Origin of the sequence: Ruegeria sp. 6PALISEP08, from assembly GCF_001238295.1 — a bacterium.
GTDB lineage: Bacteria > Pseudomonadota > Alphaproteobacteria > Rhodobacterales > Rhodobacteraceae > Ruegeria.
In genome coordinates, this window is record NZ_LGXZ01000008.1 from 1 (window position 1) to 20,912 (window position 20,912).

Genomic DNA, 20,912 nt, shown 5'->3' on the forward strand with positions numbered 1-20,912 from the left:
GACTAAGTCCAACAACTCCACCATGCGAAGCGGATCGGCGATTTGTGTTTTCCAATCGTCGAACCTCTGCGCATCTTGAAAATAGGATAGTTCGGCAACAGGCCCTTCACCTGTGAACGCAGCTATTCGGCCAAACGTCCAAGCCGCAGATGCCCCATAGTTCAGTGGTGTCTGCTGCCGTTTCATTTCAGCATACCAATCTGCAATAGGGAGGATACCGGACTCCAACTCCAGAACGGTTGTTACGCCTTGCATCGCCTGCATACGCATGTCGCCCAAGTTCATGCCGTGTGCATGCAAATCGATGAACCCTGGCGCTACAACAAGATCAGTTGCATCGATCTCCACCGAACCTGCCATGGCAAACTCAGAAATGGCGGCTATTTCCCCGTCGTTTATTCCTAGATTTCGGATGGCGTCCAAACCTGTCTCAGGATCGATGACCCGACCGTTCGTTATTACTATATCGTAGGCCTGCGCTGAGCAGGTCGTGGCTATAACCACAAGAATTGAAGAAACGAATGTGCGGTACATGACCTGATCCTCCGTGTCCCCAGCGTAAGGCGATGAAGTATCAGATCAATTCAATATTTTTGCCCAGGTCTGTTTTGTCCGCATTGCGGATGTTCGCAACAATTTGGTGAACCTCTGCATCGATTCCAGACCTACAATGCAAAGTTAAAGGCATGCTGCACTTGCATCCGGCAACTCGCCGTCCAAAGCGTACATCGTCATTTTGCTCATCGAGCACAAAGCGCACGATGAAAAGATGGCCAATCGGTATCGGGCTTCTATTGCGGTTTCCAAACAGCGGCTACTCAATTGCGGTTTGAAATGTTGAGGTAAGTCGTTTGTTCAAACCGTGATGAGGCTCGGCTGAGGAACCGTAGTGCAACTCTGCCAAGGCAGCGATGTCATTGAAAATGACTACGGAGCCGCCCTCTTCATTCGCATAAACCAGTAGTTTTTGGCAAAAGGCATCCAAACCAATTGCCGGAAAGCCCGTCATTGCCACGCCACCGGGTGCTGGTCCGCCAAACAGTAAGAGAACTGCATCCGGCAGTTCCACCCCCAGGTGGGACGCTTCGGCCGCAAAATCGATTTCCCCAAACCAGACAGTATCGTCCTGCTGCATCACAGTCGCCCTGAGACGTTTCACTGCCTCTGTAACGCTGAGCTGAGATCGCAGTTCGATGATGCCATAGTTAGTATTCAATCCGTTGGTCGGCGCTGGTGCTGCATCTAAGTCCTTAAGAACTTCGAGCAACTTGCTCTGAAACGAATTCAACGCCTGGGTGTTATTCAGATCATGCCGAACTTTGATAAACTGAGAGTCTGTATAGACGATCTGCGGGCGACCATCCTGATCGAATGAGAGAACGCGAAAAGGAAGGTCCAGACCTGCTCGTACGTTCTCTTCCAGAATGGGCGTGTTTATCTCTGGATCAGAGAAAATGAGTACACGTGATGCTGGCATTTCTACGCCTTCAGCTTTGGCCAAGCGCGCGTGATCTATTGATGCGATTGGAGTAGCTCCCACTTCGACAACGGCAGTCTCAAGCTCTAAAAAGTTTTTGTCCACCGCAGTCTGGACAGATGACGATTGTGCCAGACCGGATGTCGAAACCGACGCTGTTGTAATCATCGAGAGAACAAAGAAAAACCTCAGCACTTTAACACTTCCTGTTTCATTGTACTTTTCTCAGGGAAACCGCCGCCAGAGCTGCAAAAGCTATCTCGGCCGCAAGATAAAATAGAAGTAGCCCGTTTGGAACTCCATCGATAAGAATGCTTAGCATGCGTCCAACGGCCAGTCCCGACATAAACAAAAACAGAACCCAAAGCGCAGGGCGATGTAATTCTGGTTTCGAAGCGGCCGCCAACCAAAACAACGCGTTTGCCAGGTAAAGACCCATAATCGCTCGGAACACGTGGGTTTGGTTCGTCCCTTCCACCGGAAATCCCAGCAAAACTGGGATCGAACTGCCGGGCATCAGACCGTAAGATAACGCAATTGGCACGAGGCCGACGGTAGCAAGCAGAAGGACCAATCTAGAACTCATGGAGGACTCCTTCTCGTAGTGGTTTCGCTTTTTTGCGAAATTCCTAGTCGGTTTTTTGGGGCATCCGATGATCCGAGCCGGATGCCCAAACAGCACTCAGAAAGGTATATTGTATGCCTCATTAACCTTCTGAGACATGACACCTTCGGTTGATGTCTATTCTTCAACTTAACCTTGGTTGGAAACCAGCTTCCCACTCGGAAGAATTCCTCTAAGGTTTCAAGATGTGCCTTTACCAGACTGGCGCTACTGCTGCTTTCGTTTGACCGAAATAATGCAGCCAGAGTGTTTTGGATGTCGTGCCGGTACATCGCGTGCCATTGCGTCCACGTTTCCGAGGTGCCGCAACGCTCCGTTGTTCAGCAACACGCCTCGCCCAGCATCATAACGGCGCTGTCCAAATCCACTGGCGACGCATTCCCAGTCTTGCTTGGCCGCCTCGTTGCGGAACCTTGGTAGGTCGTGCGGATCATGCCGCCCAGGTGTTGCTGCGACGTGATCGTGTTTCTTCGCATTGCTTTGGTGGGTTAAATGGTGGGTCACTTGTGTTGTGCCAGGTTGCTGGACAGTACCGGTTGTCGGCCTCGGCTTGGGGCGCATGATTGTCACGACGCCTTGTGGTTTCGGATGCCCTGGGACTGCCACGTGAGTTGCCGTAGGTTTTGGTGTCAACTGTGGAACCTGACCAGGAACCGCCGTGGGAACCTGATTGGGGGTTGCGGTTGGGACAAGCGGTGGTGTCGCTGTAGTGCCGCTGGGTTGCGGAACACGGCCGGGCACTGCGACCGGAATCTGGGTTGGTGTTGCAGTCGGGACGAGCGGTGGCACAGCAGTTTGACCGGTGGGCTGAGGTGGGACCTGACCAGGAACTGCGACCGGTATTTGGTTTGGTGTTGCGGTGGGCACAAGTGGCGGCACCGCTGTTGGGCCGGTTGGTTGAGGCGGAACCTGGCCAGGGATAGCTATCGGAACTTGATTGGGAGTTGCAGTCGGAACTTGCGGCGGCACCGCGGTGGGACCAGTAGCCAATGGCGGAACCTGATTTGGAACAGCTGTCGGAACCCGGTTTGGTGTCGCGTTTGGTGCCAGAGGCGGAGTTAGGGTCGGCGCTACTACCGGCGTGGGAACCTGACCGGGAACCGCTATTGGTGTCGCGATAGGAACTTGATTGGGAATCGCGTTCGGGACCGCGCCCGGCGCAAGGACTGGAACAGTAACGGACGTGGGCGTTTGCTGCGTTCCCTTAGGCGGTAACTGATTTGCCACCGGCTGAGTTGGGCCAGTAACTTGATTACCTGCCCCTTGCCCACCAGCCTGCCCGCATCCTTGGCTCGACTGGTGTGGGTTCCCTACGCCTCGGCACCACCCGTAGTGATTTCCGCGGGCAAAGACCTGAGTAGCGGCCAGTTCTGCAATTAGACAAGTTGCGGTAAGTACAGCAATTCGGTTCAGTTTCATAACATCCTCACCAACTTGTTGTCAGAGCAAGATACGCGCCAGGATCGCCAGAGTCGGTCAAAGGACCGTCTCTCAAAGGGACACCGACATATCCGGACAGGAATAGATTTTGCTTAAACTCAATGTCCAAACCCAGACCTGTCGAAGCCAGTGTAGCATTATCAACTTCAAAACTCGCAGGGTCATTGTTCGAGATGTACCCCACGTCGAAAAAGGCAAAGGGCGTTAAGCGATGTATGCTCTGGGAACTGGGGAAGTAGGAATGAGACACTTCGAAAATCGCGGAAATCCCGGAATCACCATCCACTTCGTCAAAACGATATCCGCGCAAAGCATAACGATCACCAAGGAAGTACTCTTCGACTGAGGGCAGCCGGTCTGTTGTGTACTGCCCCCAGATCTCGGTGCGCCAAGCTGTGTTGGGCGACAAGCCCGTTAGAGGGCTTTCGTATCCGACGCCGCCTCGTAGATGCCAGAACGAGGAGTCTCCGTCGTCAAAACTCGCGTCTGTCGTTTCATTGTCATTATCGCCAAAAGATAAGGTTAGCCCCGCTTCCAGAGCTTGTCCCTTTGGATAGTTTTGCCCGTAAAGATATGTAAGGCCAACGACACTCGCGTCACTGGATAGTGGAACGCCACCACTGACTGAGTCCGCTTTTGAAAGGCGATAGTCCAGCAGAAGATACCCATAACGGGCCACATCGCGGATCACGGGGTAACCCATCGCGACTGTGAAGTTCTCGCCGTCAATATCTGTTCTCGCAAAGTCCCCCGAGAGGTCACGTTTTGCGTTTATGTTCCCGTAGAAGATCTCACCGTACAGACCATTGCTGTTCAGCGGCGTGCGATAGGTAAGAGCGCCCCATAAAGAGTGTTCATCGTCTTTGTCCCAATTGTAATTGCCTGATCCTTCAAATCGCAGCAAATCCCCGACGGTCAGCGTTGAATAAAACTCTTGTACGACATAGAAGCTGAGCGCTTCTCCAAGCTCACGCGGAGGGTTGTCGAGTGTCGCACTACCGGCTTGTTTTCGCAGTGGCTCTCCCAATACTCTCAGCCGAGCACCAGCCTGATCCGGATAATCAAGTTCAGTCGACACGTCCAAGTCGGGTATGTCCTCGGCCAACATAACCGCCCGCTCAAATCGCTTGAGAGTTATTGGGTATGCGGTGGTGAGGGGGCGAAAGATCTTTTCTAGGGTTTGGAACGTGCGCGTATCTACGCCTTCAATTTCGATGGTTTGAATGCGCCCTTCATCAACAATTATGCTCTGCCCATCGGGACCGGGCCAGGCCTCAGCCAAGAAGTAACCGTCTTCTCGGTAGATCTGAGTGATCGTTGATGCGACCTCCACCGCTGTGATGCGTCCTGACCGATTGAAGGCCAATTGACCGGCAAAAGTTAACAGCTCATCCGCATCATACACCGTTACGCCGCTGACCGAGTGCTGGGATGCGATGTCCCAGGTTTGGGCAATGCTACTTCTTGGAACTGATGCAGTGGCCACAAGAGAGCAAATGATCGCAAAAACAACTGAGCTGAATACGCGCATTTTTGACAACCTTAAAGTGACTGAGCATGTTGAAGTCCAATGTTATTATGTGGTTCGCATGTGTGAACCTGACGCTACTCGAATGTATTGATGGGTGATGCTTTTAAGAAACACAGTGAACAGAACGCAGATTTACTTAATACGCCGCACATACGACGGCGCTCAATTACACAACCCGGCTTTTCAACAAGTTAGAGTAGAGAACTAGTAGGACAGCCCTCACAATTCCGGTTGCTCAAAAACATAAAGCCGCGATTTCTTGGCATCGTCTGTTAGGACATAGAGAAGCCCTTTGGTCTCATCGAGAGCGATTCCTTCGGGATGTTTAACTTCCTTTTGTTTGCCATCTTCTGTGAATGTCAAACTGATAGACTTTACGGACTTGGACTCTGGATTGTAGACGAAGATTTGACGGCCTTTGTCACTTACAATCCAAAGAGAACGTGAGGACGGGGACCATGCTAGGCCGCTCAAATCCAGTTCATCATCATCTACACGCTCGGAGATAAAACCTGCATCGCGGGCTAAAGGAATGATCTCAACAATTTCGTCTAGCGCTGGTGATACGACCATTAACAACCTTGGTTGTCCTTCAATGCCAATGAAGACCCGCCCCGATTCCGGGTCAACAGTGATACCTTCGGGTCCCTTGTTTAATGGGTTGCCGACGAGTAATTCAGCGGCGGCCGAGTAACCTTTAAGAGATGTGAGAGGTATTGTTGTCAATTGAATGGGTTCGGTTGGGTGAACGACTAGAATTGATCGGTCAGTTTCCTGAAGCAGCAAAATAGACCCGTCTTTTCGTGATGCGACGCCCTCCAGATCTGATCCCGCCAATAATGGCAGCTTGAAAGAGTTTCCTACTGCCCCGTCGATTCCAATTAGGTGCAGTTTAGGTTCAGCGTCGCTTACTGACCACAAGAAGCCTTCGGCGTTGGACAGAGACAATCCGGAAGGCTCCGAGAAGCCTTCCGATTTGTCCGCCACCTTGAATGAGTCGATGAGAGTCAAACCGGGACTTTCGGCGTAGGCGAGCTCGATCCATGCCAGAAATGCAACAGTAGCGCTTGCAAAAGAAGCCAGTGTTCCAAGCTTGGGGAAGCACCGTGAAAACCCAAGTTCCGACCGAAGCAGCTTGTGTTCTGACATTGGATTTTCTCGCGCTTGGACCACATCCCTGTATCAGCGTTCGTATCACAGTCCGGATGCGATGTCCGAAGAATGCATGGTAATCTCTTTACCTGATCCCGCCTGTTGCGATTGAATTGGACAAGATGTGCCTTTGGCGGCACGTAATCTGCTAGAGTAAGCAGGAAGGAAGTGAAGTTGATCAAGACTTTCCCCCTTGTGGCAGGGTTATTTATGGTGCTGTTGCCAAGTGCTGCGTTGTCACAAATCGACCCTGCTACGATGCTAGCAGGGGCTTCGGAATCGGAAATTCTCATCGAACGTCGATGGACGCAATTTCGTGGCCAACAGGAACTGTATTTCTTTATTCTCGATGTAGTAGTCACGATCATTCTGACTGGCTTGATCGTCTATCATCCGGTGAGACGCAAAGCTCGTAGAAGCGTCAGCGACATAGTTATGCCAAGGCTTTTCTTCCTTTATGCGCTTATCGGCATGGCTGTTGGATTCCTGGTTGTTCAACACGGGTCAATGATTGGTTTTGTTATCTTTGGTATCGGCGCGTTGCTTAGGTTCCGCTCCAATCTGGATGATCCTGTCGATACAGTCGAAATGATAATCGTAACGGTTCTTGGTCTTGCGGTCGGTTTGGGCTTGCCGTTGATGGCCACTTTGGTGGCGATTGTGTGTTGGTGCTTCATTTGGCTGGGAGGGCGAAACAAGGGCGTGGAAGTTTCGCTCAAAGCTTCAGATGAAGAGCACTCATTGAAAGTTAGCGGTGCCATTGAAGTCATGGCCGCAGACGCCGGCTGGAAGCTGGTCAGAAAACACCACGTTCCCGGAAAATCTCGCGTTTCATTGCTTTTCATCACCTCGGGTGGACTGACGGAAGCCCGGATCGAAGAGATGATAAATGATCTGGTCCCTGAAAAAGTCGAACTGAAACTCAACCTCTAGTCATTTCACAAGGTCTAAGCGTTTCAACACCGCATTCGGGGATCTGATCTCTTTCGGGAGCGACTTGAAGTTTACCGACCTTTCGAAGTCAGGGCCTCGATATACTGCTATCCCAAACTCTCCGTTCGGCTGGAACGTAACATGAGTGAAGCTGTGAGGTGATCTGGCGCTATCGCCAATAAGCCGCCGCGGACCACCTCCCAAACAAGCTTGAGAGACATAAGCCACACCGTCTTTCCAACCGGGGTAGAAGGCATGATGGTGGCCTGACAGATGCAGAACAACACCGCTTTCCAGATAGATTTTTTCAAGTGTTGGGTCACCGATGATTTCGCGTTCGCGCTGGATCGCGAACGGCCAAAGTGGGAGGTGACTGAAAGTGACAATCGGGTCTCCGTCTGCACCCAGTTCCTGTAGACGGTCCTGCTGGTCACCGGATAGGGGTCCTAGGGTCGTTGCATCCAGCGACGCAAACGTAATGCCCTGCATCTCAAATGCGTAAAAGAACGGGTAGTCATCTGAAACCAGGAAATCGACGTCTGGTTTTCTCGGAGTCCATTCCTCTGCGTATATTTTTCTTTCACGCTCGAACCCACGGTACGCAGAGGCATCATGGTTTCCTGGCGTGACTGCAAATGGAATGCTGGCAGCCTCTAAAGGATCTGATACAGCCTCGTGAAACGCCTTCCACATATCCCTGACCTGTTTGTCGGACAAGTTGGGAATGCGCTGTCCCGCAACCATATCTCCGGTCGAAATAACCAGATCTGGATCAATCTCAATTATGCGCTCAATCGCGTTTTCGACGCGGGCATCGTACCTTACCGAACCATAGCTTCCATTCAGATCCGATATGACGATGACATCCAACGCCGCCGCTTTGCAGGCGAGCAGAGCGGTCCAAATGAACACCGCAATAAGAGCAGAACACCTACGGTTCATAACAGTCCACAGCCTCTACCTCGGTGCCGTTTCTCAAAAAGAATACGACAGGATCCAAGTCGAACATCAAATCGCCATTTGAACAATTGCTCTGGAGGATGGACGTTGCCAGCGCAGTATTTTTGACAACTTGTGCAATCTGACTGTCTGACAACCCAAAGCTTTGCGATAGCCAGTCATAGACCGGGCCTTGGGTTTGAAGGTCACTATTCAATGTAACCAAGCGCCGGTACGTGCTTGGAGAGAAGTGGCGAATTTTCTCCAGCATTTGAGTAGATTTCGCGAAGTTGGCATACTCGACACGCCCGCCAGCATCGTTGTCGTTTAGATTGCTGCGACGGATCAATAACGCGTCGGCGGGAACATCTCCATCGTTTGGCTCATGGTGCTTGGCTTTCTTCTGCTTCAGTTTTCCGTCTTCGACCCAATACCAATAGGGTGTGAAGTCTATGTTTCCCACACGGTCCTGCTGGCTAAAGATGAAGTCGAGGAGAACAATTTCGGTGAGTTCTTGCATCCAAAATGCCATCTGTTGGTCGCTGACATCGGGACCGAGATCCTTGTTGATCATCCGGTCTCTTCGACCTTCTCCGACGCCCTCTGCAATTGCCTCTGACAATGGCCTAGAAGAACGCAAAGCTAAGAAAGCGGGAGTTTCCTGAAAATCGCGGTTCTGACCTTTTCCCCAACCAGATTTGCGGGTGCCGTTGATTTCTGAGCCATATCGATGCCCAGGACTATCAAGCAGAACACCATATATTTGCGTTCGATCTGCGGTGAATAGATCGTCGGTGGGCTGGTATGATTTCGGGTCAGAATCCGCAGCTGCGAAGACCCGCCAGCCTTCATGGTTCATGCGCCCGCCATGAGAGCCACCAGAAATCGCAAGGCCAGGCTCTGCGACCTCGGAAAAATGCGCCTGGGCGTCCATGCTGCGCCAAACGGCGACTGGAACTTTTACAGTCGTGTCGAAATATCTGGAGAAATGATAGTAAAGCAACGACGAGGTGGAAAACGTTCCACTGGTGCCCTTTTGGTTCATGGTGGATTTGAATTTGGCGATCCTGTCCTTGGCCAGCTCTTTTGCCGACTTGCCCTCCTTGCAAGCGTTTCTCTCGAACTCAGAGCGGTTCCCAACGTAGGGTCCTTCCGAAATATCGTAGACTGCCATTCCTGGGCTGGTGCTCCAGGTTTTTGGGCAAATGGCAATTTCGGAAGTATAGAAATCGATGTCGCAATAGGCCGTTTCTTCCTCAAGATCGCTTTTTTGATACGCGCCTGTTGGAACTTTTTCGATCCGAATGCAGCGTTCCGTAACACCATTGGGACTATCAAATGTCATGGCTTCACCGAGAACATCGTCGCTCGCCCACAAGGCAGTGGGTGCAATGAAAGCAAGTGACCCCAGAAGATTGAACCTCATTTGAATAGTCCTCCCGGTATCATTTAGGGCAAATCGCTGCCTGTTGTTCGGTGGAGATTTTCAACTTTGGGTCGACACTGAAGTTGGAAAATTTTGAGTCAATCCACTGGTCGCACCCGCCTGAACAAGGGGCTCCGTTTCGGGCATCATTCCAATATTCCTTGGCCCTTTCTTCTGTCCAACCGCAAAACTGAACGAGCGCCATCGCCGACAATGCACCTGAGGAATGAACGCCCCACATGCAGTGCACCAGAACAGGGCCCTTTCCAGGGTTTTTAATCACCTCGTGTATGGACGCCATGACAGCATCGGGTCGGGAGGATCTGGCGCTCTGATAGTCAAAGGATCCGTTTCCGCAGCTGGTGCGACCGTATTCAGTGTTTTTGCCGAAGTCGGCATAAAACCCTGTTGAAAACCCTTCACTGCACAGAGTTTCGCGTTGACCTTCACTTAGGCCAGTTCGATCCTTGTCGCCGCCCTTGAAACCGGATCGATACAACACTCCGCTTAAGACTGGGCGAAAGAAAGCGACACCATCAATGTCTCCGTCACCACCCTTTGAAAGCATTTGACTGTTGCTTGGACCGCCATTTCGACTGGTCACGTCAGAATTCGCAGCGGTTGCGAGAACACCAATGAATATGAGGGACGCCAAAAACCGCATGCCAAATCCTTTCTATTCTTGAACCTTTAATGCTCAAACTCTTGCGACCTGATAGTTTGTCGGAAAGGCTAGTTCATGACAACCATATCAAGTGGGCAAATAGCTTTCCGCTGTGAAACTTTAAATGGGCCACACGAGATTGATGATAACGACGACTACGAAGTAGGCTAGAACAACTTTCCAGTTCCATTGGTGCTTGTTTTCTTCGTTGATCACGCCAGCCGATTTCAATGCCAGGTTAGTGATGATTAAGGCGACAACGATGACCGCCGCGTGTGCCAGGTCGAATTGCAAGTTTGAGCTCCTTCTTTTGGATTTGGGATTGATGGAATTTTGTCAGCAGTCACTTGATGGCAGCATAGCTACATCTGAGTACCTTCCCTCGGATGTCGTGATCCGAGCACATGCACCAGTATCCTTGTTAAACCAGTACGAGGTCAGACCTTCGCTTCGGATGAGTTCAAATCCGAGACTTTGGATGCCCATTTCAGCTTGGCCCGCTCTTGCCCCTTCAAATGACGAAAGATCGCTAGCGCTGCCTACAGTTGGTGCACTTGCATCCACCGATCCGTCACTCTCGTCGCATGCTGCAAGCGCAGCAGTACACGCCGTGCCGATCACAAATAAGAACTTGGGTTTCATCTGTTTTTCCTAGCTTCTTTGGGAATACATTTCCGGGTTTCTGGTTGATCACCTATTCAATTCCGAAAATTACGTTGTAGCCGACGGAAGAGTTGCTGCGATTGATAACCTCCACAACATGATCACCAGATTGCCAAAGCTGCCCTCGATACTCCTTGTCCGCCGACATTAATCCCAACAGTTCAGAACCATCGGGGTTACGAATAACGTAGTCTAAGGAGCCATTTCGCGGGGCAACGCGGACGTAAAGAAACTGTTCGTTTTTTGCCCCGAGAACATATTGCTGTGACGCTCCGGGCGCGAGTTCACCAACGAGTTCGGCCCCGGTGGAACCAGCATCGAATTTGACACGTTGGCTACCAGTAGACCCGGCGGCGCCTGCCATGGCTCCACCGCCATCATCCATCGCTTCGACAACCGACATCTCGCCGATGCTACCATCCTTGTACGCGATGCAGCGCCAAAGTGTTCCGCCTGCGTCTCGTAGCATGACGAGCGTACCAGCTTCCGAGAACTGAGAGCTTTCAATCGTTCCGGATTGACCGTCTGGTCCACCAACCTGCCGCAAATGGTCGATACACGCGTCGTCGGCTTCTGATATTGCAAAAGCAGCTGTGCCCGCGATTGCGAACATGGGTGTGAGGAGCTTGAGTAAAACGAGTTTCATCAGATGGTTCCCTGTTGGCTTGTCCTTACTGTTTTGTTCCGTACAAAGCGGAACCTCATTTAGCTTCTCGTAACTTTGACAGAAACTCATCGCATGCCTGTGCGCTGCCGACGATCTCGCCTGTCGTTTCAATTCCTTGCAGAGATGCCATCTCGGAATTTACGCGATTGAGGATCTGATCCGCTTGCTCGGCGGTGATAAAGTTCTCGGCTTGTGCTCCTTTCAATGTGGTGCAGACACCGGCGGACAAGCCTGTCGCAACACCGACACCCACCGCGGCCCCGCCACCCAACGTCATAGCCCCAACCACGCCAAGGATGAGCCCGATCACAATTCCCAAGATCACTTTTCCCATGTTTTCCTCCCTTTTGGTGAGACAGAGGTCCGCCTTCATTTCTGGTGTAAACTGCGAGCCCACCAGCAAATGAAAACCAGCGCCAAAATGTTGAGCACCGGTGCAATCGCCGCGAACCATGGCTTGGCGGACTCCGAAACTAAGTCCGCTACAAGTATCCAAGGTAGTCCCAACGGCAGTAGGAACGCTCCGGACAAAGGGTCTCGTTCCTGTCCCAACCAGCCAAATGTGCCCGTCAAGAATGCAACCAACGCCAACAGGTACAGGACCGAGAATACGATGATGGTGGTTCTACAAACCAAGTCGAGCCTCAGAAGACCAAGTGCGACACGCCTGTTTCAGCGCGGCCCCGAAGCCGCTCTACGGTCTGTCGGGCGAGCATCACGACATGCGCTTTCCCATTCTTCGACCTGACGGCGGGCAGTGTCCAGGTTCCAGTATCGAAATCGACTTCATCCCATTCCATGGACGAGACCTCGCCGATCCTTGCAAAGGTCTCCAACTGGATTCGAAGGATCTCGCCGTGCTGCCCCAGTTGATCGAGACCACGGACGTAATTGCGGAGTTCGCGCGTTCCTGGGGTATGCTGACGCGGGTTCCTCTTGGGTAGCGTCACTGCCCCAACGGGATTGGGATGATCCGGAGGCAGCCAGGTGCCGTCAAGGGTGGATATCTTTCGCGTACGCCCACTGGCCACGTTGAACATGGTAGAGAGCACCGAGCGGACTTTCTCCGCTTCGCGCAAGGCGCCAGCGTTGACGATGTTGGATAGGACCGCCTTCGCTACTTCGTGGTCGAACTCCACCGCAGGAAGATCCTCATAGTACGGCAGAACAAACTTGCCCAAGAGGCGTTCATCCTCCTTAGACGACGAAGCGGCTTTGGTCACTCGCGCATAATCCGCGATGTAACGCTTGATCAAATCGCCCATGGTCAGGGCACTAGGAGATTTAGATGTGGCGACAGTTGGCACATTACCTTCAAGCCGCTGAGCTCGCAGCCCCCGCCACGTCTCTCGCGCGTCGGCCGTGGACATAGCGGGGTAGCGGCCAAACTGAAATTCAATCTGTTTCTTGGTGTCAGGATGCTCGAACCGGTAGATCCAGACTTTCCCGGTGCGCTTGCCGTGACGCATCAGCAGACCGGGTCTATCCTTGTCGACGAGTTTGCCGCCAATCGTCAGTTGGCGGTACTCCAAATCAGACACATCAGTCACGCGTTCACCTGCTGCCAATGCAGCTGCCTTTCTAAGGAGCTCGCGCAATTCGCCTCGGACACCCGTGTCCAACGCGGCTTGGATGTGATTTGAAGCACGTTCGCGTGCTGATAGGTTCTTTTCACGCATTGCCGGGCTTCCTAAATAGTTCGGCGATGTCGGGGCCAGCCGTTGCAGTGGCTGATCCCACTAAGAACCTAAGGTTTCTTCCAGGTTTTTTCCAGATTTGGCTGCATTGTCGTGCCCAAACACGCGCAAACACGCACTGCGCGCGCAATACAAATAGCCCCGGGCAACCTCAGTATTTCAGCGGATTAAGTCATATTTTATTGAGGTTTGGAGTGGTGAGCCGTGCAGGATTCGAACCTGCGACCCACTGATTAAAAGTCAGTTGCTCTACCAACTGAGCTAACGGCCCACTCTTTTGCTGGATCTTTTAGATCCGTGGCGCTCTTTAAGGCAATTCCCTGATCAGGTTCAAGCCCTTATTTTACGCCTCGTTTCACCATCACAACTTGTGTTTCCGGCGACCCGATAGGCGGCCTAATTAGGCAGGTGTCGCAGGGGGGTCAACCCCTTTTTTCAGGATTCTGCGCAACAGGGTGGATTCATGTTCTGACCGGGGTTATATCGCCGCTATGCAACAGAGACTCGATACCGGTTTGCCCTTCATGAAGATGCATGGGTTGGGAAATGACTTTGTCATCGTGGACGCGCGCGGCCGCGATTTCCAGATCACCCCGGCTCTCGCAAAAGGAATCGGGCATCGACACTTTGGTGTGGGTTTCGACCAACTGGCCGTAATCGAAAATGGCAAAGCGGACGCGCATCTGGTCTTCTACAATTCCGATGGATCGACCTCGGCCGCCTGTGGCAATGCCACACGCTGCATCGCGCGGTTTCTGATGGATGAGGCTGGAAGCGGGGAGCTAACTTTGACCACCGAACGTGGAACGCTCTACGCGCAAGATGAGGGCGAAGGGCTGACATCGGTCAACATGGGGTCACCCCAGCTGAAATGGGACGAAATCCCATTGGCCGAACAGATGGATACGTTGGAACTGCCGATTGAAGGGGCGCCAACGGCAACCGGCATGGGCAACCCCCATTGCACATTCTTCGTCGAAAACGCCGAGGCGATCCCGCTGGCGGAGTTCGGCGCGCGCTATGAATACCATCCCCTCTATCCTGAAAGGACCAATGTGCAGGTGGCGCAGATTACAGGGCCGGACCGCATCCGAATGCGGGTGTGGGAACGCGGAGTAGGCATCACCCTCGCCTCCGGCTCTTCGTCTTGTGCAACAGCCGTCGCCGCGGCACGGCGCGGGCTAACCGGTCGTAAAGTTCAGATCGACCTGGACGGCGGTACTCTCTGGATCGACTGGCGCGAGGACGGAGTCTGGATGACCGGGCCAACAGCCCATGTCTTTTCGGGCACGCTGACACCGGAATTCTTGAGGTCGCTGGGATGAACCCGCCCAAGTTTACCACTCTGGGCTGCCGCCTGAACGCCTATGAGACCGAGGCGATGAAAGAACTGTCGCAGCAGGCGGGTCTGACGGATGCAGTGGTGGTGAACACATGCGCGGTCACAGCCGAGGCTGTCCGCAAAGCCCGGCAAGAGATTCGCAAGCTGCGGCGCGAAAACCCCCACGCCCGTCTGATCGTCACGGGCTGCGCCGCCCAAACGGAACCCGAGACCTTTGCCCAAATGGACGAGGTCGATGCGGTCATCGGCAATACCGAGAAGATGCAGCCCGACACCTGGAAAGGTATGGCAGCCGATTTCATTGGCGAGACCGAGTCAGTTCAGGTCGACGACATCATGTCAGTCACCGAAACGGCCGGCCACCTGATCGACGGCTTTGGTACACGTTCACGTGCCTATGTGCAGGTCCAAAACGGGTGTGACCACCGCTGTACCTTTTGCATCATTCCCTACGGCCGGGGCAACTCGCGCAGCGTGCCCGCAGGTGTTGTGGTGGATCAGATCAAGAGGCTGGTCGACAAAGGCTATAACGAGGTGGTTTTGACCGGCGTTGACCTGACCTCTTGGGGGGCCGACCTGCCCGCTCAACCCAAACTGGGCGATCTGGTGATGCGCATTCTCAAGCTGGTGCCAGATTTGCCACGCCTGCGGATCAGTTCGATCGACTCGATCGAGGTCGACGAGAACTTGATGCAGGCTATAGCGACCGAGCCACGCCTGATGCCGCACCTGCATCTGTCGCTGCAACACGGGGATGACCTGATCCTGAAGCGGATGAAACGCCGCCACCTGCGCGATGATGCCATCCGATTTACTGAAGACGCGCGGAAACTGCGCCCTGATATGACCTTCGGTGCGGATATCATCGCGGGCTTTCCAACAGAGACCGAAGCGCATTTCGAAAACTCGCTCAAGCTGGTCAATGATTGTGACCTGACATGGCTGCACGTATTCCCGTATTCCAAACGCGACGGCACACCAGCTGCGCGGATCCCACAGCAGATAAATGGGACCGTCATCAAAGACCGCGCCGCCCGACTGCGCGCGGCCGGAGACGCTCAGGTATCCAGGCACCTGTCGGAACAGTTCGGCAAGACCCATCACATCCTGATGGAAAACCCTCATATGGGCCGGACCGAGCAATTCACCGAAGTAACCTTCGACACGCCTCAGCCCGAAGGTCAGATCGTAATCACGGCAATCACCGGACAGACCGCGACCCAGCTTACAGCCTGATCCACCTTCATCTGGCCAAAAATATCTCGGGGATGAATTGGCCGAAGGCCAAGAAGGGGCTGGCCCCTTTGGCCCAACCTCAAACAAAAACCCCCGCAACCTGACGGCGCGGGGGTTTCGATTTCTATCTCCCGAAAAAGATCAATCTTCTTTGCGAAGCTTGCCTTTATGCGGTGCCCAAAGGCGCTTGTTAACCAGATAGAGCAGCACCGAAAGTACGGTCAGGAAGATCACGCCAACAAAGCCAGCGTTCTTGCGCTCCATCATCTTCGGCTCGGCCGCCCACATCAGGAAGGCTGAGACGTCTTCCGACATGTGTTCGACAGAGTTTGAATGTCCGTCAGCAAAGTCGACCTGTTCGTCCGATAGCGGCGGTGCCATCGAAATCCACCCGCCGGGGAAGGCTTTGTTTTCGTAGAGGACAGAGCCTGCCTCTTCTTTCTCTTCACCGGTGTAGCCGTCCAGCAGCGAGGCGATGTACTCGGCACCGCCCATGCCTTTTACCAGTTGATTGATGCCCAGACCGTAAGGCCCGTGGAAGCCCGCGCGGGCCTTGGCCATCAGGCTCAGGTCCGGTGCGCCAACACCGGTATTGGCCGGGAAATGGTCTGTCGGGATTGCCGGGCGGAAGTCGTCCAGCTCAGGGTCGAACACTTCGAAGTTTTCTGCTGCATAAGCGATAACTTCTTCTTCCGAATAGCCCAGCGCTGTCAGATCGCGCAGAGGTACATATTGCAGGCCATGGCAGGCGGCACAGACCTCGGTATAGATCTGCAGGCCGCGCTGCAGCTGATGTTGATCCCAGGTACCGAAGGGGCCTTCGAACGAGAAGGCGAAATCTTCAATATGCTGCTCACCGCCGCCTGCCGCAATGGATGCAGCAGGGGTCAGGGCCAGAGCAAACGCGGCGCCGATTGCAAGTTTCTTGAACATGTTTCCGGTCCCTCTTCTTACTCGGCCGGCGTGGCGTCGGCGTCAGCCTTGCCATAATGCGCGTTGAAGTCTTCTTCGATCGTCTCGGGCTGTGCCAGAGGCTTCTCGATCACACCGAGGATCGGCAGGATCACGAAGAAATAGGCGAACCAGTAGGCGGACGCGATCAGCGAGAAGGTCGCATAGGGCTCTTCCGCAGGCATCGCACCCAGCCACATCAGGGCAAAGAAGTCGATGATCAGCAGGTAGAACCACCATTTGAACATCGGACGGTACTTGCCCGAACGCACGCTCGACGTGTCCAGCCAGGGCGCCAGCGCCATAGCCAGGATCGCACCGAACATCGCGATCACACCAAAGAACTTGGCGTCGACGATGCCGCCGGTGATGAAGCTGGCGAACTGAACAACCCAGACCTCACCGGTGAAGGCCCGCAGGATCGCGTAGAACGGCAGGAAGTACCATTCGGGCACGATATGCGCCGGTGTCACCAGCGGGTTGGCTTCGATGTAGTTGTCCGGGTGGCCCAGATAGTTCGGCATGTAGCCGACGATGGCCCAGAACACGACCAGGATAACGGCCAGCGCGAACAGGTCCTTGATCACGAAATATGGCCAGAACGGCAGCGTGTCTTTCTCGGCCTCGGCTTTCGAGCCACGGCGAACCTCAACACCTGTCGGGTTGTTGTTGCCGGTGGTGTGGAAAGCCCAGATGTGCACGATCACCAGCGCCGCGATAACGAAAGGCAGCAGGTAGTGCAGCGAGAAGAAGCGGTTCAGCGTGGCATTGTCCACCGCGGGTCCGCCCAGCAACCAGGTCTGGATCGCTTCGCCGACAAACGGGATCGCGCCAAACAGGCCGGTGATAACAGTCGCACCCCAGAAGGACATCTGACCCCAGGGCAGAACGTAGCCCATGAAGGCAGTGCCCATCATCATCAGATAGATCAGCATACCGATGATCCACGTGATCTCACGCGGGGCTTTGTACGAACCGTAGAACAGGCCGCGGAAGATATGGATGTAGACCGCAACAAAGAACAGCGAAGCGCCATTCATGTGAATGTAGCGCAGCATATAGCCGCCATTCACGTTGCGCATGATGTGCTCGATGCTGGCGAAGGCCAGATCGACATGTGGGGTATAGTGCATCACCAGAACGATACCGGTGACGATTTGCAGCGCCAGGCAGAAGGCCAGGACGATGCCCCAGATCCACCACCAGTTCAGGTTCTTGGGGGTTGGGATCATCAGGGTGTCATACAGCAGGCCGACGATCGGCAGACGGCTGTTCAGCCACTTCTCGCCGTTTGACTTCGGCTCGTAGTGATCGTGGGGAATTCCGGACATAAACTGGGTCTCCCTTAGCCGAGTTTGATGGTTGTTGCGTCGACCCACTCAACAGGCGGGACAGGCAGGTTCTCAGGCGCGGGGCCTTTACGGATACGACCGGCAAGGTCGTAGTGCGAACCGTGGCAGGGGCAGAACCAGCCACCAAAGTCGCCAGCATCTCCCAGAGGCACACAACCGAGGTGCGTACATACGCCCATCTGAACGATCCAGGCACCTGCCGCTTCGCCTTCGGGCGAAGGCATCACGCGGTTGGCGTCAGTTGCAGGTGCATCCGGATTCAGGTTGAAGTTCCGTGCCAGCGGATCAGGCAGGTTGCCAACGGCTTCCTCGTCCTGCTGCTGCGCGTCGGCAATCTCGGCACCAGTGCGGTGGCGGATAAAGACGGGTTTGCCCAGCCACTTAACGGTCAGCTGTGTACCCGGCTCGACCCCGCTTACATCCGTGCGGATCGACGACAGCGCCTGCACGTCTGCTGACGGGTTCATTTGGTTGATCAGGGGCCATACGGCTGCACCCGTCGCAACGACACCTGCGCCGCCAGCGACGTAATACAGGAAATCTCTGCGGGTGCCTTCGTGGTCTTCTGCGTGGGACACGAGGTTATCTCCGGTTGTCTGGCGCCCGCGGACGGGCAAAAAGCTCGCGCACCGCGTGAAAGCGGCGTCTTAAACGCGCTTACTATCGGGGAGAATAGTGTTCGTCCAGCGTTCATAAACGCGCAATACGCCGCATGTGCCGCTTCATATGGCTACCGGAGCTGTTTTTTTGGTGAATCTCGCGCTCAACTTTGTTCGTGAGCTCGAATCAGGCCAGCTTGATTCGATTGCCAGCGCATGCCCTCAATACGTTCTAACAGGTATGTATTTTTCATTTTGTGCACCACTGATTTGCGCGTTGGATGCTCACAATCAAGCCGGCAGGAACTGGATTGTTTTCAGGAAAATCATATTCCCGAAATAGATGATTTAAATTGCAAATTGTGCACTTTTACTTCGTTGCACTTTTTGCGCGAATACAGGACAGCAGGCAAAACGCGCGAACTCCAGTAAGGAGACCCCCCATGTCAAAAACCCTCCTGGCCACTGCTGTGTTTACATTGGCCCTATCCAATCAGGCCCTTGCCGCAGGTGATCCCGAAAAGGGAAAGGCGATGTATAACCGCTGCTCCTCGTGCCATGCCATCATCAAGGACGGAGAAGTGCTGGTCAAAGGTGGAATCACCGGGCCGAATCTCTATGGCGTTATCGGGCGAGTCGCCGGATCCGAGAACGACTACCGTTATGGTAGTGAACGCTTGCCGGTTGGAATGTTCACCGATGACATGATCCGCGCCGGTGAAGAAGGTTTGGTCTGGACCGAAGAAAACATTGCGGCCTACTCCAAAGACCCGATCGGGTTCATCAAGGACTACCTCGATGACGATACCGCCCGCCCAAACATGAGCGTCAAGCTCAAGAAGGGTGCAGAAGATATCGCCGCGTATCTGGCGACGTTCAGCCAGTAACGCAGGCGCGGCTGCGGATGCCTTAGCCCGGTGGGCGGGTGGCCACCATACTGGGTCGCTCGCCAAATTCCGCAAACCAGGTTGCAAGCGCATCATTGCCCTCGCGCCAACCCCGCGCATCGTGGCGCAGATCCAGATAGCCCAGCGCGCAGCCGACAGCGACCTGCCCCATGTCCAGCGGGCCGGACAAATGCGCCATCCAGCGCTGGTTCAGAACCGCGCAAGCACGATCGATCTTGACCCACTGCGACTCGATCCAGGCGTTCCACTTTTTGTCTTCTGGGCGCAGACGATCCTCGTAAGTCATCAAAAGGGCCGCATCCAGAATCCCATCGGCCAGCGCCTCGAGCGTCAGAACGTCCCAACGACCAGCATTCTCAGGATAAAGCTTTCCGCCGGAACGGGCATCCAGAAATGCGCAGATCACGCGGCTATCGAACAATGTCGGACCATCCGGGCGTTCCAGCGCCGGAACTTTGGTCAAAGGCGCCTTGCTGACCAGCGACTCAGCCGGTGCAATCGGCGTTCCAGCCACCGTCTCCAGCTCAACATCTTCAAGCTGATCTGTTTCATGCAGCAAAACCATGACTTTGCGCACATAGGGCGACGTCAGACTGTGGTAGAGTTTCATCGGCGGACTCCCTGTTTGCGCCGACCTTACAGGAGGTCCGCAAAAACAAAAGACTACACTTTACCGACGGCTAAGCCTTGTGCATCAACTCTTGCAGAGCCGTCAGTTCGGACCCGACCCCCGAGGACGCAACCTGTTCAGATGCCCGGGCGCGCGCATCATCGGTCTTGTTCTGGCTCAACTTCCATGTGCCCTGAATATCCTCGACCTGCATTCGGCATGGCACGATCATCCGCATCATCTTGGTCAGAGCCTCGTCTGACATCTTGCCCGTACCCCATGGCAGTTTAGGCAGCAGGCGCTCTTCAAAGAAAGCCGATTGCCTGTTCAAAAGATCCAACATCTCGTCCTGTGGACGCAGCTCCAGCTGCCCGGTCAAATGCACGGCCACGTAGTTCCAGGTCGGAACCTGATCCTCCACCTCATACCAATCCGGCGAGATATACCCATCTGGCCCTTGCACCGCGATCTTGACGTTTTTCGGCGTGCGCAGCGCCCGCACGATGGGATTTGAGCGTACAAGATGCAGCTCGACCACCCGACCATCATCTGACAAAAGAAACGGCACGTGGCTCAACAGGGGGGCACCAACCGCAGATAATGCCAGCACGCCGAATCCTCGGTCACGTGCAAAATCAATGTGGCGCGCGCGGTCCTCGGCGCGGAAGGCGGGGTTCGGGTGCATGGTGGTCCTCCTGTC

General features: G+C 54.1%; 23 protein-coding genes and 1 tRNA gene. 4 read left to right on the forward strand and 20 right to left on the reverse strand.

The features are described from left to right. The 6 genes from ALB80_RS12920 to ALB80_RS12940 all read right to left on the reverse strand — a co-directional run. Positions 1-534, reverse strand: a 534-nt coding sequence (locus ALB80_RS12920; protein ID WP_157054206.1) for an amidohydrolase family protein, incomplete at its 3' end; no start/stop codon positions are given. Between the two features lie 280 nt (positions 535-814). Beyond that, positions 815-1,672 carry a DUF302 domain-containing protein gene (locus tag ALB80_RS12925; RefSeq protein WP_050604500.1) on the reverse strand — a complete coding sequence of 286 codons (858 nt, stop codon included), beginning with the start codon at positions 1,670-1,672 and terminating at the stop codon, positions 815-817. Positions 1,673-1,688: 16 nt separating this feature from the next. Beyond that, positions 1,689-2,063, reverse strand: coding sequence for a DUF4345 domain-containing protein (locus ALB80_RS12930; protein ID WP_050604501.1), 375 nt, complete (start codon positions 2,061-2,063; stop codon positions 1,689-1,691). Between the two features lie 246 nt (positions 2,064-2,309). Continuing rightward, complete coding sequence (locus tag ALB80_RS22200; RefSeq protein WP_157054207.1) at positions 2,310-2,606, reverse strand: hypothetical protein; 297 nt, start codon at positions 2,604-2,606, stop codon at positions 2,310-2,312. A 922-nt stretch (positions 2,607-3,528) separates the two neighbouring features. Next, positions 3,529-5,073, reverse strand: coding sequence for a ShlB/FhaC/HecB family hemolysin secretion/activation protein (locus tag ALB80_RS12935; protein WP_050604502.1), 1,545 nt, complete (start codon positions 5,071-5,073; stop codon positions 3,529-3,531). A gap of 219 nt (positions 5,074-5,292) precedes the next feature. Next, a complete protein-coding gene (locus tag ALB80_RS12940) occupies positions 5,293-6,222 on the reverse strand; it encodes an SdiA-regulated domain-containing protein (RefSeq protein ID WP_050604503.1) in 930 nt (309 codons plus the stop codon). 177 nt (positions 6,223-6,399) lie between these two features. On the opposite strand from ALB80_RS12940, the gene ALB80_RS12945 reads away from it, so the two are divergent. Continuing rightward, positions 6,400-7,158: a hypothetical protein gene (locus ALB80_RS12945; protein WP_157054208.1), complete on the forward strand. Its 759-nt coding sequence runs from the start codon at positions 6,400-6,402 to the stop codon at positions 7,156-7,158. On the opposite strand, the gene ALB80_RS12950 is transcribed toward ALB80_RS12945, so the two are convergent. The 9 genes from ALB80_RS12950 to ALB80_RS12985 form a co-directional block, all read right to left on the reverse strand. Beyond that, the gene (locus ALB80_RS12950) at positions 7,159-8,100 is read right to left on the reverse strand and encodes a metallophosphoesterase (RefSeq protein WP_050604505.1); all 942 of its coding nucleotides are present in this window, start codon (positions 8,098-8,100) and stop codon (positions 7,159-7,161) included. Continuing rightward, positions 8,090-9,523, reverse strand: a complete 1,434-nt coding sequence (locus ALB80_RS12955) for a hypothetical protein (RefSeq protein ID WP_050604506.1) — start codon at positions 9,521-9,523, stop codon at positions 8,090-8,092. Before ALB80_RS12955 ends, ALB80_RS12950 begins: the two co-directional genes overlap by 11 nt. 19 nt (positions 9,524-9,542) lie before the next feature. Next, positions 9,543-10,187, reverse strand: a complete 645-nt coding sequence (locus tag ALB80_RS12960) for a hypothetical protein (RefSeq protein WP_050604507.1) — start codon at positions 10,185-10,187, stop codon at positions 9,543-9,545. Between the two features lie 120 nt (positions 10,188-10,307). Then, the gene (locus tag ALB80_RS22205; RefSeq protein ID WP_157054209.1) at positions 10,308-10,481 is read right to left on the reverse strand and encodes a hypothetical protein; all 174 of its coding nucleotides are present in this window, start codon (positions 10,479-10,481) and stop codon (positions 10,308-10,310) included. Between the two features lie 42 nt (positions 10,482-10,523). Next, entirely contained in the window at positions 10,524-10,829 is a 306-nt protein-coding gene (locus ALB80_RS22495) for a hypothetical protein (RefSeq protein ID WP_050604508.1), read from the reverse strand. 52 nt (positions 10,830-10,881) lie between these two features. Continuing rightward, complete coding sequence (locus ALB80_RS12970) at positions 10,882-11,496, reverse strand: hypothetical protein (RefSeq protein ID WP_157054210.1); 615 nt, start codon at positions 11,494-11,496, stop codon at positions 10,882-10,884. Positions 11,497-11,551: 55 nt separating this feature from the next. Continuing rightward, complete coding sequence (locus ALB80_RS12975; RefSeq protein ID WP_050604510.1) at positions 11,552-11,971, reverse strand: hypothetical protein; 420 nt, start codon at positions 11,969-11,971, stop codon at positions 11,552-11,554. Positions 11,972-12,161: 190 nt separating this feature from the next. Beyond that, positions 12,162-13,196, reverse strand: a complete 1,035-nt coding sequence (locus tag ALB80_RS12980; RefSeq protein WP_050604511.1) for an integrase arm-type DNA-binding domain-containing protein — start codon at positions 13,194-13,196, stop codon at positions 12,162-12,164. A gap of 213 nt (positions 13,197-13,409) precedes the next feature. Then, positions 13,410-13,485: transfer RNA gene (locus ALB80_RS12985), tRNA-Lys, on the reverse strand. A gap of 220 nt (positions 13,486-13,705) precedes the next feature. Here ALB80_RS12985 and dapF point away from each other — a divergent pair. Both dapF and mtaB read left to right on the forward strand, forming a co-directional pair. After that, positions 13,706-14,539 carry a diaminopimelate epimerase gene (gene dapF / locus ALB80_RS12990; RefSeq protein ID WP_050604687.1) on the forward strand — a complete coding sequence of 278 codons (834 nt, stop codon included), beginning with the start codon at positions 13,706-13,708 and terminating at the stop codon, positions 14,537-14,539. Beyond that, positions 14,536-15,792, forward strand: coding sequence for a tRNA (N(6)-L-threonylcarbamoyladenosine(37)-C(2))-methylthiotransferase MtaB (gene mtaB / locus ALB80_RS12995; RefSeq protein WP_050604512.1), 1,257 nt, complete (start codon positions 14,536-14,538; stop codon positions 15,790-15,792). Before dapF ends, mtaB begins: the two co-directional genes overlap by 4 nt. Before the next feature lie 141 nt (positions 15,793-15,933). Here the strand turns inward: mtaB and ALB80_RS13000 are convergent, their stop codons facing one another. Genes ALB80_RS13000 through petA form a run of 3 tightly spaced genes read right to left on the reverse strand, consistent with a single transcriptional unit; the run spans position 15,934 to position 18,673 of the window. After that, entirely contained in the window at positions 15,934-16,725 is a 792-nt protein-coding gene (locus tag ALB80_RS13000) for a cytochrome c1 (protein ID WP_050604513.1), read from the reverse strand. Between the two features lie 17 nt (positions 16,726-16,742). Further along, complete coding sequence (petB, locus tag ALB80_RS13005; protein ID WP_050604514.1) at positions 16,743-18,074, reverse strand: cytochrome b; 1,332 nt, start codon at positions 18,072-18,074, stop codon at positions 16,743-16,745. Between the two features lie 14 nt (positions 18,075-18,088). After that, positions 18,089-18,673, reverse strand: coding sequence for a ubiquinol-cytochrome c reductase iron-sulfur subunit (petA, locus tag ALB80_RS13010; RefSeq protein ID WP_050604515.1), 585 nt, complete (start codon positions 18,671-18,673; stop codon positions 18,089-18,091). Positions 18,674-19,137: 464 nt separating this feature from the next. On the opposite strand from petA, the gene ALB80_RS13015 reads away from it, so the two are divergent. Then, positions 19,138-19,581, forward strand: a complete 444-nt coding sequence (locus ALB80_RS13015) for a cytochrome c family protein (protein ID WP_050604516.1) — start codon at positions 19,138-19,140, stop codon at positions 19,579-19,581. Between the two features lie 22 nt (positions 19,582-19,603). Here the strand turns inward: ALB80_RS13015 and ALB80_RS13020 are convergent, their stop codons facing one another. Continuing rightward, a complete protein-coding gene (locus ALB80_RS13020; protein ID WP_050604517.1) occupies positions 19,604-20,212 on the reverse strand; it encodes a glutathione S-transferase in 609 nt (202 codons plus the stop codon). A 70-nt stretch (positions 20,213-20,282) separates the two neighbouring features. Next, positions 20,283-20,897, reverse strand: coding sequence for an FMN-binding negative transcriptional regulator (locus tag ALB80_RS13025; protein WP_050604518.1), 615 nt, complete (start codon positions 20,895-20,897; stop codon positions 20,283-20,285). Positions 20,898-20,912 lie beyond the last annotated feature (15 nt).